General features: G+C 60.8%; 12 protein-coding genes. All 12 read right to left on the reverse strand.

The features are described from left to right. Positions 1-94 precede the first annotated feature (94 nt). Positions 95-409, reverse strand: coding sequence for a helix-turn-helix domain-containing protein (locus tag IB250_RS01025; protein ID WP_192342621.1), 315 nt, complete (start codon positions 407-409; stop codon positions 95-97). Continuing rightward, positions 399-749, reverse strand: a complete 351-nt coding sequence (locus IB250_RS01030; RefSeq protein ID WP_052967031.1) for a toxin — start codon at positions 747-749, stop codon at positions 399-401. Before IB250_RS01030 ends, IB250_RS01025 begins: the two co-directional genes overlap by 11 nt. A gap of 323 nt (positions 750-1,072) precedes the next feature. Beyond that, positions 1,073-2,536 (reverse strand): NADH-quinone oxidoreductase subunit NuoN, encoded by a 1,464-nt coding sequence (gene nuoN / locus IB250_RS01035; RefSeq protein ID WP_123493766.1) that lies wholly within the window; start codon positions 2,534-2,536, stop codon positions 1,073-1,075. A gap of 7 nt (positions 2,537-2,543) precedes the next feature. Then, entirely contained in the window at positions 2,544-4,076 is a 1,533-nt protein-coding gene (gene nuoM / locus IB250_RS01040; protein WP_123493768.1) for an NADH-quinone oxidoreductase subunit M, read from the reverse strand. 39 nt (positions 4,077-4,115) lie between these two features. Next, positions 4,116-5,969, reverse strand: a complete 1,854-nt coding sequence (gene nuoL / locus IB250_RS01045; RefSeq protein ID WP_192342622.1) for an NADH-quinone oxidoreductase subunit L — start codon at positions 5,967-5,969, stop codon at positions 4,116-4,118. Next, a complete protein-coding gene (gene nuoK / locus IB250_RS01050; RefSeq protein ID WP_133838688.1) occupies positions 5,966-6,274 on the reverse strand; it encodes an NADH-quinone oxidoreductase subunit NuoK in 309 nt (102 codons plus the stop codon). The genes nuoL and nuoK overlap by 4 nt, the downstream gene beginning before the upstream one ends. Positions 6,275-6,276: 2 nt before the next feature. Then, positions 6,277-6,780 carry an NADH-quinone oxidoreductase subunit J gene (gene nuoJ, locus IB250_RS01055; RefSeq protein WP_095631557.1) on the reverse strand — a complete coding sequence of 168 codons (504 nt, stop codon included), beginning with the start codon at positions 6,778-6,780 and terminating at the stop codon, positions 6,277-6,279. Positions 6,781-6,789: 9 nt separating this feature from the next. Next, positions 6,790-7,335 carry an NADH-quinone oxidoreductase subunit NuoI gene (nuoI, locus tag IB250_RS01060; protein ID WP_008014903.1) on the reverse strand — a complete coding sequence of 182 codons (546 nt, stop codon included), beginning with the start codon at positions 7,333-7,335 and terminating at the stop codon, positions 6,790-6,792. A 12-nt stretch (positions 7,336-7,347) separates the two neighbouring features. Continuing rightward, the gene (gene nuoH / locus IB250_RS01065; protein WP_008014900.1) at positions 7,348-8,355 is read right to left on the reverse strand and encodes an NADH-quinone oxidoreductase subunit NuoH; all 1,008 of its coding nucleotides are present in this window, start codon (positions 8,353-8,355) and stop codon (positions 7,348-7,350) included. Then, positions 8,352-11,066, reverse strand: a complete 2,715-nt coding sequence (gene nuoG, locus IB250_RS01070) for an NADH-quinone oxidoreductase subunit NuoG (protein ID WP_192342623.1) — start codon at positions 11,064-11,066, stop codon at positions 8,352-8,354. The genes nuoH and nuoG overlap by 4 nt, the downstream gene beginning before the upstream one ends. 137 nt (positions 11,067-11,203) lie before the next feature. Continuing rightward, complete coding sequence (gene nuoF, locus IB250_RS01075; RefSeq protein ID WP_008014896.1) at positions 11,204-12,559, reverse strand: NADH-quinone oxidoreductase subunit NuoF; 1,356 nt, start codon at positions 12,557-12,559, stop codon at positions 11,204-11,206. After that, complete coding sequence (gene nuoE / locus IB250_RS01080; protein ID WP_007905058.1) at positions 12,556-13,053, reverse strand: NADH-quinone oxidoreductase subunit NuoE; 498 nt, start codon at positions 13,051-13,053, stop codon at positions 12,556-12,558. The genes nuoF and nuoE overlap by 4 nt, the downstream gene beginning before the upstream one ends.

Below are 13,053 nucleotides of genomic sequence, written 5' to 3' on the forward strand. Positions count from 1 at the left end.
CTCCCACATTGAACCGCATTCTTTCTGACAGAACGTAGTCCCCTGTGGGAGCGAGCCTGCTCGCGATGGCGTCATTGAGTACGCCGCAAACACTTCAAGTCAGCGCCGCCAGTTGTTCAACCGTTTCCGGAAAACGCTCAACCAGCCGGATCAGCGTTGTCGCCTGAGCATTAGGTTTCGCCCGTCCTTGTTCCCAGTTCTCCAGCGTCCGGGTGTTGGTGCGCAAGTACATCGCGAATACCGGCCGGGAGAGATTCAGTTGCTGGCGGATGCCAACCACTTCCTCTGCCGTAATCGGAGCCAGTTTGGCCAGTTTTACTTTGTGCGTGCGTAGAGTGACTTTACCTTGGCGCTCATCGGCCAAGGTTTCAAACCCCTCTACCAGCTCGGAAAAAATGTCACGTTTCATCGCTCGTTCTCGCTTTGATTTCTCGATAAAGCATTTCTTTAAGCAGTTTTTTCTGTTGTGGCGTCAGATCGTCCTGTTCGTTTTTGCCATACAAGGTAAAGAGCCAGAATTGGTCGAAACCGGACCACCAGTAATAAATCACCCTCAGCCCACCGCGCTTTCCCTTGTTTCGCCGCTCATCCACCACTCGAATTTTGCGCAGGCCTCCGGTGCCTTCGACGACATCTCCCGCTTCCGGGTTTTGCAGCAGCTCCTGCTGGAAACGGTGAAACAGATCATCATCCAGGTAGTCACTTCGATGCTTTTGAAATACGGGTAATTCGATAAAAAGAGCATCCATGTTCTGTACGTTACCTGCGTATATTTTTATCACAAGAATCGAATAGGTCAAGGCTTCTGTTCCTGCCCAATTCGGTCAAGTCATTACGTTAAAGTCGAAGGCAGGATCTGGATGTAGGACGCGGCTGATTCATCCGCGAGGCGATTCTGGATATCGGGGGAGGAGAGGGGGAGCAATGAAGATCAAAAGATCGCAGCCTTCGGCAGCTCCTACGCGCTTGTGGGCGCCGCCGAAGGCTGCGATCTTTTGATGTTGAATCCCCAAACGCAAAAACGGCACCCGAAGGTGCCGTTTTTGTTTGTTGCCGAGTATCGCTTACGCGATCAACCCGCCAACCCCGACTGTTGAACCAGATTCAGCAGCGGCTGTGGATACAGGCCGAGGAAGAACGCCAGTACGGCAATCGCCAGCAGCATCACGCCGCCTGCACGTTGTTCCCAGTGCAGTTGCGCATCGTGGCGACGCAGGTTCGGTTCCATCAGGTACAAGGTGACCATCACACGCAGGTAGTAGAAGACGCCGATGGCGCTGCCCAGTACCAGGGAGCCGACCAGCCACCATTGCTGCGACTCGACACCGGTCGCGATGATGTAGAACTTGCCGATGAAGCCCGCGGTCAGCGGGATACCGGCCAGGGACAGCATCATCACAGTCAGGACGGCGGTCAGGTACGGACGGCGCCAGAACAGGCCGCGGTATTCGTACAGGGCATCGGCGTCACGGCCGTTGTACGGCGAGGACATCAGGGTGATCACGCCGAATGCACCAAGGCTGGTGATCACGTAAGTGACCAGGTACACGCCGATGGCTTCCACGGCCAGGCCTTTGCTCGCCACCAGGGCGATCAGCAGGTAGCCGAAGTGGGCGATGGACGAGTAACCCAGCAGACGCTTGAGGTTGCTCTGGGTCAGTGCCAGCAGGTTACCGAACAGGATCGACGCGATGGCGATGATGGTCAGCACATCGCTCAGCACGCCACTGCTCGCCGCTGGCGAGATCTGGAACAGACGCACCATCACCGCGAACACAGCGACTTTCGACGCGGTGGCCAGGAACGCTGCCACCGGTGCCGGAGCACCTTCGTAAACGTCCGGGGTCCAGAGGTGGAACGGTACCAGCGACAGTTTGAACGCCAGGCCGATCAGCATCATGCCCAGGCCCATTTGAGCCAGCGAACTTGGCAGGCCGGTGGCCGCCAGGGCCTGACCGATGCCGTTGAAGCTCAGGCTGCCGGCGTCGGCGTAGAGCAGGGCCATGCCGAACAACAGGAACGCGGAACCGGCAGCCGACAGCACCATGTACTTGATGCCGGCTTCCAGCGAACGTTTGTTGAAGAAGGCATACGCCACCAGACCGTAAACCGGTACCGAGAGCAGTTCCAGACCGACGAACAAGCCAGCCAGGTGCTGCGCGCTGACCAAGACCAGGCCACCGGCGGCGGACATCAGGATCAGCAGGTAAAGTTCTTCACGGTTGCCCGGGTAACCCGAACCGCCATCGCCGAGGTAGGCGTGGGCGAGGGTCACACAGGCGAGGGTGGCGACCAGGATCAGCGCCATGTACAGGCAAGCGAAGGTGTCGATCTGCAGCAATGGCGTCACGGCCAGCGGCGCGACTTTCAGGGCTGGCAGGATCGACAGCAGAGCCAGGTTCAGACCTGCCACAGACAGCAGGAAGGTCTGTGAGTGGTTGCGGCGCCATGCGATAGCCAGCATCACCACGATGATCGTGGCGCTGGTGATCAACAACGGCGCAAGCGCGATAAAGTGTTGAGTCGTGAATTCCATAGCGCTCTTACCGGGCCGAAGCGAGTTGAGTGAAGGCGGTGCCGAGCCACTGCTGCACGCCATGCATCGTCGCGGCAGAGGTATCGAGGAACGGTTGCGGGTACACGCCGATGTAGATCAGCAGCGCCGCAAGCCCAACCACCATGATCAGTTCGCGACCGTCCATGCCATGCAGCACCGCGTCCGATTTCGACGGGCCGAAGAAGGCACGGTGGACCATGATCAGCGAGTAGACCGAACCGAACACCAGGCCGGATGTGGCGATCACGGTGACCCATGGCGCGCTGGCGAAGGTGCCGATCAGGATCAGGAACTCACCGACAAAGTTACCGGTCGCCGGCAAGCCCAGGGACGCGGCGGCGAAGAACAGGCTGAGGGCCGGCAGGTAGGCAATCTTCGACCACAGGCCACCCATCTCACGCATATCGCGGGTGTGGGTACGCTCGTACAGCTGACCGGAGAGGATAAAGAGTGCCGCGGCCGACAGACCGTGCGCCAGCATCTGCATCACTGCGCCCTGCAGCGCCAGTTGGCTGCCGGAGTAGATGCCGATCAACACGAAGCCCATGTGGGAAACGGACGAGAAGGCGATCAGACGCTTGATGTCGGTTTGTGCGAAAGCCAGGAAGGCACCGTAGAAGATCCCGATCAGACCCAGGGTCATGGCGAACGGCGCGAACTCGGCCGAGGCATTCGGGAACAGCGGCAGGGCGAAACGCAGCAGGCCATACGCCGCAGTCTTCAACAAGATACCGGCCAGGTCCACGGAACCCGCGGTCGGCGCCTGGGCGTGAGCGTCAGGCAACCAGGAGTGGAACGGTACGACTGGCAGCTTGACCGCGAAGGCGATGAAGAAGCCGAGCATCAGGATGTACTCGGTGGTCGTCGACATCTTGGTTTTCAACAGATCGGCGTAGTTGAAGGTAATCACGCCAGTGTCGTTGAAGTTGACCAGTACCAGGCCCAGGATCGCCACCAACATGATCAGGCCGGAAGCCTGAGTGAAGATGAAGAACTTGGTCGCCGCGTAGATCCGGGTTTTCTTGCCGTCCGAAGAACTGTGACCCCAGAGCGCGATGAGGAAGTACATCGGCACCAGCATCATTTCCCAGAAGAAGAAGAACATGAACAGGTCGAGGGCGAGGAACACGCCAACGACACCGCCCAGGATCCACATCAGGTTCAGGTGGAAGAAGCCCACATGACGCTGGATCTCTTTCCACGAGCAGAGTACCGAGAGGACACCCAGCAGGCCGGTCAGCAGGATCATCAACAGCGACAGGCCGTCGAGGGCCAGGTGCACGTTGATGCCGAAGCGCTGGATCCAGACGTGCTTGAACTCAATCGCCCAGGTCGGATCGGCGCCAGGCGCCGGTGCAAATGAATAGTCACCGTTGGCCCACAGCCAGAGGCCGAGGGAGAGCAGCAGGGACATGGTGATCAGCGCAATCCAGCGGGGGAGGGTGGCGCCGAAGCGCTCACCCATCCAGCACAGCAGGCCGCCGATGAAGGGGATCAGGATTAGCCAGGGCAGAATCATGACGGGCTCGTTTCCTTTCGCAAGTTCGCAAGGTTCATATCAGACCGCTACCAGCACGACGGCGCCGATTACCAGCACGGCACCAGCAGCCATCGAGGCGGCATACCAACGCAATTGACCGGTCTCGGTGCGGCTCAGGGCGGTGTGACCGCCTTTGGCCATACGCGGGATCAGACCGATGGTCTGGTCGAGCGGGTCTTTGCGCAGAATGTGGCTGATCGCAAGGTAAGGCTTGACGAACAGTTTGTCGTAGATCCAGTCGAAGCCCCAGGCAGCGAACCACCAGGCCGAAAGGAAGCGGCCGACGCCGCTGTTGGCGATGGCGGTGACGAAGCGACGCTTGCCGAGAAACAGCAGCGCGGCCAGCAGGATACCGGCCAGGGCGATGGCGCCCGAGGCGATTTCCAGACTGTGCTTGGCTTCGCCGCCGGCATGGCCGACGCTTTGTGGCAGTACACCGTGCAGCGGCGGAACGATCATCGCGCCGACGAACGTCGACAGTACGATCAGCACCGACAGTGGCAGCCAGTGAGCAATGCCGTGACCGGCGTGGGCTTCGGTCTTCGCTTCACCGTGGAACGCGATGAAGATCAGGCGGAAGGTGTACAGCGAGGTCATGAAGGCACCGACCAGACCGGCATAAAGCAGACCCTGGTTACCGCTGGCGAACGCTTCCCAAAGGATTTCATCCTTGGAGTAGAAGCCCGCAGTCACCAGAGGCAAGGCCGCCAGGGCCGCGCCGCCGACGATGAAGCTGGCGTAGGCCAGTGGCAGTTTCTTCCACAGGCCGCCCATCTTGAAGATGTTCTGCTCGTGGTGGCAGGCAACGATCACCGAACCGGATGCAAGGAACAGCAGCGCCTTGAAGAAGGCGTGGGTCATCAGGTGGAAGATCGCGCCGTCCCACGCACCTACGCCGAGCGCCAGGAACATGTAGCCGATCTGGCTCATGGTCGAGTAGGCGAGGATACGTTTGATGTCGGTCTGCACCAGTGCGGCAAAACCTGCCAGCACCAGCGTCACGCCACCCACAACACCCACCAGGTGCAGAATGTCCGGCGCCAGGGCGAACAGACCGTGGGTACGGGCGATCAGGTAGACACCGGCGGTCACCATGGTCGCGGCGTGGATCAGTGCCGAAACCGGAGTCGGGCCGGCCATCGCATCCGCCAGCCAGGTTTGCAGCGGCAGTTGCGCGGATTTACCGACAGCGCCGCCCAGCAGCATCAGGGTCGCCAGAACGATCCAGAAGTCGCCGGCCTTGAAGTGCTCAGGCGCCTTGACCAGCAGTTCCTGGATGTTCAGCGTGCCCAACTGTTGGAACAGGATGAACAGGCCGATGGCCATGAACACGTCGCCGACGCGGGTCACGATGAAGGCTTTGAGTGCCGCGTTACCGTTGTTGCGGTTGCTGTAGTAGAAACCGATCAACAGGTACGAGCACAGGCCCACGCCTTCCCAGCCGAAGTACACGAACAGCAGGTTATCGGCCAGGACCAGGAACAGCATGCTGGCGATAAACAGGTTGGTGTAAGCGAAGAAGCGCGAGTAACCGGCTTCACCACGCATGTACCAGGACGCGAACAGGTGGATCAGGAAGCCCACGCCCACCACCACGCCGAGCATGGTCACAGACAGGCCGTCCAGGTAGAGGGTGAAGGTCGGCGTAAAGCCTTCCACCGCCATCCATTGCCACAGCATCTGGGTGTAGTGACCACCTTCCGGTGGCGCAACATTGAACTGCCAGATCACATAGGCCGCGACGATCGCTGACAGGCCGATGGAACCGACGCCGATCAGCGCCGAGAGGTTTTCCGAGAGGCGTCCCCGGGAGAACGCCAGCAGCACAAAACCGATCAGGGGGAACAGGAAAGTCAAATAGAGAAGGTTCATCCGCGCATCTCGCTGGCAGCGTCGATATCGAGAGTGTGGAAGCGGCGATACAGCTGCAACAGAATCGCCAGGCCAATACTGGCCTCGGCGGCTGCAAGGCTGATCACCAGGATGAACATGATCTGTCCATCCGGTTGACCCCAGCGGCTACCGGCAACGATGAACGCCAACGCGGAGGCATTCATCATGACCTCCAGGCTCATCAGCACGAAGAGAATGTTGCGCCGGACCATCAGGCCGACCAGACCGAGGCAGAACAGGATGCCGGCAACCGCCAGACCATGCTCCATAGGGATAGCAGGCATCGTCATTGCTCCTTGGCTTCGTTGCGGCCCAAGTGGAATGCCGTAACCGCTGCGGCGAGCAGCAGCATCGAGGCGAGTTCGACCACCAGCAGATACGGACCGAACAGGCTGATGCCCACGGCCTTGGCGTCTACGGTGGTGTGGCCGATGGCCTGACCGCTGGCATCGCTGAACAGCACATACAGCAGTTCAACCAGCAGCAGGGCGCCGAGTGCGACCGGGCCCAGCCAGATGCCGGGCTTGAGCCAGACGCGCTCTTGCTGAACCGAGGCCGGGCCCAGGTTCAGCATCATCACCACGAACACGAACAGCACCATGATGGCGCCGGCGTAGGCGATCACTTCCAGTACACCGGCAAACGGTGCGCCGAGGGCGAAGAACGTCATGGCCACGGCGATCAGCGAAATGATCAGGTAGAGCAGGGCGTGCACGGGGTTGGTGTTGGTGATCACGCGAAGCGTGGACACAACAGCGATACCCGATGCGAAATAGAAAGCGAATTCCATCTTTCTTCCTTAAGGCAGCAAGCTCTTCACGTTGATCGGCTGGGCTTCATTCTGCGCGGCGCCTTTAGGCTTACCGGCAATCGCCATACCTGCAACACGATAGAAGTTGTAATCAGGGTTTTTGCCGGGGCCGGAGATCAGCAGATCTTCTTTCTCGTACACCAGGTCCTGACGTTTGAACTCGGCCATTTCGAAATCCGGTGTCAGCTGGATCGCGGTGGTCGGGCAGGCTTCCTCGCAGAGGCCGCAGAAAATGCAGCGCGAGAAGTTGATGCGGAAGAAGTCCGGGTACCAGCGACCGTCTTCGGTTTCAGCTTTCTGCAGCGAGATGCAACCGACCGGGCACGCCACGGCGCACAGGTTGCAGGCTACACAACGTTCTTCGCCGTCGGGGTCGCGGGTCAGCACGATACGGCCACGGAAGCGCGGCGGCAGGTACACCGCCTCTTCCGGGTATTGCAGCGTGTCGCGCTTGCGGAAGGCGTGGCCGAAGATCATCACCAGGCTGCGAAGCTGGGTGAAGAAGCCATGCACGATGTCAAAAATGTACTTCATGATTCTCTATCCTCACTGAGCCGCGACGGCGGGCGTGTTGAGCAACACGACCGCAGCGGTCACCAGCATGTTGACGAGGGTCAGCGGCAGGCAGAACTTCCAGCTGAAATCCATCACTTGGTCATACCGTGGGCGCGGAATCGAGGCGCGCAACAGGATGAAGAACATGATGAAGAACGCGGTTTTCAGTGCGAACCAGATGAACGGGATCTGCGGCAGAATGCCGAACGGACCGTGCCAGCCACCGAAGAACAAGGTCACCAGCAGCGCCGAAATCAACACGATGCCGATGTACTCACCGACGAAGAACATGCCCCATTTCATGCCGGCGTATTCAATGTGGTAACCGTCGGCCAGTTCCTGTTCCGCTTCCGGCTGGTCGAACGGGTGACGGTGAGTCACGGCGACGCCAGCGATGAAGAAAGTCAGGAAACCGAAGATCTGCGGAATGACGAACCACAGGTTCTGCGCCTGGTATTCAACGATGTCGCGCATGTTGAACGAGCCGACCTGGATCACGATGCCCATCAGCGACAGGCCCATGAACACTTCGTACGACACGGTTTGTGCCGAGGCCCGCAAGCTGCCCAACAGGGCGAACTTGTTGTTACTCGACCAGCCGGCGAACAGCACCGCGTAGACCGACAGACCGGCCATGGCGAAGAAGAACAGGATGCCGATGTTGATATCCGCCACGCCCCAGGTCGGGGTGATCGGGATGATCGCGAAGGCAATCAGCAAGGCGCTCATGGCCACGACCGGCGCCAACGTGAAGATCACTTTGTCGGCGAACGGCGGGGTCCAGTCTTCCTTGAAGAACATCTTGATCATGTCGGCGGCGATCTGGAACGCGCCGAACGGGCCGACGCGGTTCGGACCGTAACGGTCCTGCCAGAGGGCGAGCAGACGACGCTCGACCCAGCTCAGCAGCGCGCCGCACACCACCACGGCGAGCAGAATCACGATGGCCTTGAGGACCGCGATGATTACGTCGATCACTTCAGGAGTGAACCAGGTCATAGCGCTGCCTCCTGCAGACCGTCAACGGATTTGCCGAAGATCGCTGGCGGAATACCGGCGATACCGGCCGGCAAGGCGACCAGACCGGCGCCCAGCTCTTCGTTGATACGCAGCGGCAGACGCAGGGTCTGGCCAGCCACGTTCAGGCTCAGCAGGGCACCGTCATTGACGCCCAGACGATCGGCTTCGGACTTGGCCAGCGACAGGTAAGGGGCTGGAATGCGTTCCTGGACCGGAGCGGCTTTGGAAGAGTTCTCTTCGCTGCCGAACAGGTGGAAGAACGGCACGACCTGCCAGGTGCCCGGAGCCGGGTTGAACGCGCGCGGAACACTGGCGAACCAGTTCAGCGAATCACCGGTGCTTTCGATCAGGCGAGTGCCCGGGTCGCCAGCGCGGATGTGACCACCGACTTCGTCCTGGAACTTGTTCCAGGCTTGCGGCGAGTTCCAGCCCGGAGACCAGGCGAAGGGTACTTGCTGACGCGGTTCGACCGAGCCCGAGTAACCTTCCATGGAGAACGAGAACGCGGTGTCGTTGTCCTGGGAAGTACGCGGTTCGTGCACGCTGATGTCGGCGCGCATGGCAGTCCGGCCGCTGTAACGCAGCGGTTCGCGAGCCAGTTTCAGGCCTTTGATGCGGAACGCGGCGGACGGTGCGGCATCGACGATGCGCGCCAGTTGCGGCTTGCTCGCAGCAACGGCAGCGGTGACGTGATCCAGTTGGGTCCAGTCGATCGGCTGGTTCAGCAGGGTCGAACGCAGGGCATGCAGCCAGCGCCAGCCTTCGTGAACCAGAATGCTTGCGTCGAGGTAAGTCGGGTCGAAGACCTGGAAGAAACGCTGGGCGCGGCCTTCCTGGCTGACCAGCGTACCGTCGCCTTCAGCGAAGCTGGCAGCTGGCAGCACCAGGTGCGCGCGATCGCTGGTGGCGGTCTTCTGATGGTCCGCCACGATTACCACTTCCGCGGCGTTCAGGGCAGCATCGACACGAGCTTTGTCGGTACGGGTGTACAGATCGTTTTCCAGCACGACGATGGCGTCGGCCTTACCGTCGATCACCGCTTGCAGGGCTGCGTCGACCGAGTCACCACCGAGCATGGCCAGGCCGAGGCTGTTGGCCTCTGGCACGATCAGGCTGATGGAACCGTTCTTCTCGCGCAGCTTCAGGGCCTTGGCGATGTTCGCTGCAGCTTCGATCAGCGCCTTGGAACCCAGCGAGGTACCGGCAATGATCAACGGACGCTTGGCAGCGAGCAGGGCGTTGGCGATGCGCTGAGCCAGTTCAAGGGCTTCAGCGTCCAGGCCTTCAACGGCCGGCGCGCTGGCATCGAGGGCGTGAGCCACGGCGAAACCGATGCGGGCCAGGTCGTCTGGAGCGGCGTGAACGCATTCTTCAGCCACGTCGTCGAGCTTGGTTTCAGCCAGGCTGGCGATGAATAGCGGGTTCAGCGCGTGCTGACCGATGTTCTTCACTGCGGCATCGAGCCATGGCTGAACGCGCATGGCGTCGGCCATGTCTTCGGCCTTGCCCTTGACCGATTGACGCAGGGCCAGGGCCATGCGCGCAGCAGTCTGGGTCAGGTCTTCGCCGAGGACGAAAATCGCATCGTGATCTTCGATGTCGCGCATGTTCGGGATCGGCAGCGGGCTGTCTTTGAGCACCTGCACAACCAGGCGAATGCGCTCAAGTTCAGCGGCTTCGATGCCGGAGTAGAAGTGCTCGGCGCCAACCAGTTCAAGCAACGCGTAGTTGCTTTCGAGGCTGGCGCGTGGCGAACCGATACCGACGATGTTGCGACCGCGCAGCAGGTCAGCGGCTTTATCCAGTGCTTCGTCCAGGCCCAGCTTGGCGCCGTTGGCCAGCAGTGGCTGACGCGGGCGGTCTTCGCGGTTGACGTAGCCATAGCCGAAACGGCCACGGTCGCACAGGAAGTACTGGTTCACCGAACCGTTGAAACGGTTTTCGATGCGACGCAGTTCGCCGTAACGCTCGCCCGGGGAAATGTTGCAACCGCTGGAGCAGCCATGGCAGATGCTCGGCGAGAACTGCATGTCCCACTTACGGTTGTAGCGCTCGGAGTGAGTCTTGTCGGTGAACACACCGGTCGGGCAGACCTCGGTGAGGTTGCCGGAGAACTCGCTTTCGAGGGTGCCGTCTTCAACGCGCCCGAAGTACACGTTGTCGTGGGCGCCGAATACACCGAGGTCGGTGCCGCCGGCGTAGTCTTTATAGAAGCGCACGCAGCGATAGCAAGCGATGCAGCGGTTCATTTCGTGGGAAATGAACGGCCCCAGTTGCTGGTTCTGGTGAGTACGCTTGGTGAAGCGATAGCGGCGCTCGTTGTGGCCGGTCATCACTGTCATGTCTTGCAGGTGGCAGTGACCGCCTTCCTCACAGACCGGACAGTCGTGAGGGTGGTTGGTCATCAGCCATTCGACGACGCTGGCGCGAAACACTTTCGCTTCTTCGTCGTCGATGGAGATCCAGCTGCCGTCGGTGGCGGGGGTCATGCAGGACATGACGATCCGACCACGCTTGTCGTTCTCGTCGGTGTACTGCTTGACCGCGCACTGGCGGCAAGCGCCAACGCTGCCAAGGGCTGGGTGCCAGCAGAAATAAGGGATATCGAGGCCTAGCGACAGACACGCCTGTAACAGGTTGTCTGCCCCATCGACTTCGAGCTCTTTGCCGTCTACGTGGATAGTGGCCATGGTTCAAAGTTCTTCGTTGGCCCGGTGTCAGCGGGCGTGGCTAATGGAATCTTGTTATTCGTGTGAATCAACACAGCCGTTTACGGCGTCATCACACGACAAAGCGAAGGGCACGGACCCTTCGCTTTTTTAAGCGTTTACGCGCCGACTACGATCGGCTTTGCCAGAGGCGGGACGACGGCGCTGGTAGGCGCGATGCCGGCTTCGAACTCATGGCGGAAGTATTTGATGGCGCTGCCCAACGGCTCCACGGCACCCGGTGCGTGTGCACAGAAGGTCTTGCCCGGGCCGAGGAAACCGACCAGACCCAGCAGGGTCTCGATATCGCCGGCTTGGCCTTCACCGTTCTCGATCGCGCGCAGCAGCTTGACGCTCCACGGCAGACCGTCACGGCACGGGGTGCAGAAGCCACAGGATTCGCGGGAGAAGAACTCTTCCATGTTGCGCAGCAACGACACCATGTTGACGCTGTCGTCCACCGCCATGGCCAGGCCGGTACCCATACGGGTGCCCACTTTGGCGATGCCGCCGGCATACATTTGTGCGTCCAGGTGTTCCGGCAACAGGAATCCGGTACCGGCGCCGCCTGGCTGCCAGCACTTGAGCTTGTAACCGTCGCGCATGCCGCCGGCGTAGTCTTCGAACAACTCGCGACCGGTGACGCCGAACGGCAATTCCCACAGGCCCGGGTTCTTGACCTTGCCGGAGAAGCCCATGAGCTTGGTGCCCATGTCTTCGCTGCCTTCGCGGGCCAACGATTTGTACCAGTCCACGCCGTCGGCAATGATCGCCGGCACGTTGCACAGGGTTTCAACGTTGTTCACGCAAGTCGGCTTGCCCCACACGCCCACGGCGGCAGGGAAGGGCGGCTTGGAGCGCGGGTTGGCGCGGCGGCCTTCGAGGGAGTTGATCAGTGCGGTTTCTTCACCGCAGATGTAACGCCCGGCGCCGGTGTGGACGAACAGTTCGAAATCGAAGCCGCTGCCCAGGATGTTTTTACCCAGCAGGCCTGCTGCCTTGGCTTCTTCCACGGCACGGTTCAGGTGCTTGGCGGCGGTGGTGTATTCGCCACGCAGGAAGATGTAGCCACGGTAGGTTTTCAGCGCGCGAGCACTGATCAGCATGCCTTCGATCAGCAGATGGGGCAGTTGCTCCATCAGCATGCGGTCTTTCCAGGTGTTCGGCTCCATCTCATCCGCGTTGCACAGCAGGTAGCGGATGTTGATGGATTCGTCCTTGGGCATCAGGCCCCACTTCACGCCCGTGGGGAAGCCTGCACCGCCGCGGCCCTTGAGGCCGGAGTCTTTCACGGTCTGGACGATGTCGTCCTGGGCCATGTCGGCGAAGGCCTTGCGCGCAGCGGCGTAACCGTTCTTGGCCTGGTACTCGTCGAGCCAAACGGCTTCGCCGTCGTCACGCAGACGCCAGGTGAGCGGGTGAGTCTCGGCCGAACGCTTGATGCGGTTGGCAGGACCGAAGGAAGTCAGGGTCATACGTAGCCCTCGAGCAATTTGGCAACACCGGCAGGCTGCACATCACCGAACGTGTCGTCGTCGATCATCAACGCCGGCGCCTTGTCGCAGTTGCCGAGGCAGCAGACCGGCAGCAGGGTGAAGCGACCGTCGGCGGTGGTCTGACCCAGGCCGATGCCCAGCTTGCTCTGGATTTCGCTGACCACCGACTCGTGGCCGCCGATGTAGCAGACCATGCTGTCGCAGACGCGAATGATGTGACGGCCCACAGGCTGACGGAAGATCTGGCTGTAGAACGTCGCCACGCCTTCAACGTCGCTGGCCGGGATGCCGAGGATCTCGCCGATGGCGTAGAGCGCGCCGTCAGGCACCCAGCCACGTTCCTTCTGGACGATCTTCAGGGCTTCGATCGACGCCGCGCGCGGGTCTTCGTAGTGATGCAGCTCATGCTCGATGGCCGAGCGCTCGGTTTCGCTCAGGGCGAAACGGTCTGTCAGGATAAGCGTGCTGTTCAT

Source organism: Pseudomonas sp. PDM09 (genome assembly GCF_014852305.1).
Taxonomy (GTDB): Bacteria; Pseudomonadota; Gammaproteobacteria; order Pseudomonadales; family Pseudomonadaceae; genus Aquipseudomonas.

What these genes read in the sequence shown, in the direction of transcription:
- IB250_RS01025 (WP_192342621.1), bottom strand. Translation starts at nt 409, where the DNA reads ATGAAACGTGACATTTTTTCCGAGCTGGTAGAGGGGTTTGAAACCTTG.
- IB250_RS01030 (WP_052967031.1), bottom strand. Translation starts at nt 749, where the DNA reads ATGGATGCTCTTTTTATCGAATTACCCGTATTTCAAAAGCATCGAAGT.
- nuoN (WP_123493766.1), bottom strand. Translation starts at nt 2,536, where the DNA reads ATGGAATTCACGACTCAACACTTTATCGCGCTTGCGCCGTTGTTGATC.
- nuoM (WP_123493768.1), bottom strand. Translation starts at nt 4,076, where the DNA reads ATGATTCTGCCCTGGCTAATCCTGATCCCCTTCATCGGCGGCCTGCTG.
- nuoL (WP_192342622.1), bottom strand. Translation starts at nt 5,969, where the DNA reads ATGAACCTTCTCTATTTGACTTTCCTGTTCCCCCTGATCGGTTTTGTG.
- nuoK (WP_133838688.1), bottom strand. Translation starts at nt 6,274, where the DNA reads ATGCCTGCTATCCCTATGGAGCATGGTCTGGCGGTTGCCGGCATCCTG.
- nuoJ (WP_095631557.1), bottom strand. Translation starts at nt 6,780, where the DNA reads ATGGAATTCGCTTTCTATTTCGCATCGGGTATCGCTGTTGTGTCCACG.
- nuoI (WP_008014903.1), bottom strand. Translation starts at nt 7,335, where the DNA reads ATGAAGTACATTTTTGACATCGTGCATGGCTTCTTCACCCAGCTTCGC.
- nuoH (WP_008014900.1), bottom strand. Translation starts at nt 8,355, where the DNA reads ATGACCTGGTTCACTCCTGAAGTGATCGACGTAATCATCGCGGTCCTC.
- nuoG (WP_192342623.1), bottom strand. Translation starts at nt 11,066, where the DNA reads ATGGCCACTATCCACGTAGACGGCAAAGAGCTCGAAGTCGATGGGGCA.
- nuoF (WP_008014896.1), bottom strand. Translation starts at nt 12,559, where the DNA reads ATGACCCTGACTTCCTTCGGTCCTGCCAACCGCATCAAGCGTTCGGCC.
- nuoE (WP_007905058.1), bottom strand. Translation starts at nt 13,053, where the DNA reads ATGAACAGCACGCTTATCCTGACAGACCGTTTCGCCCTGAGCGAAACC.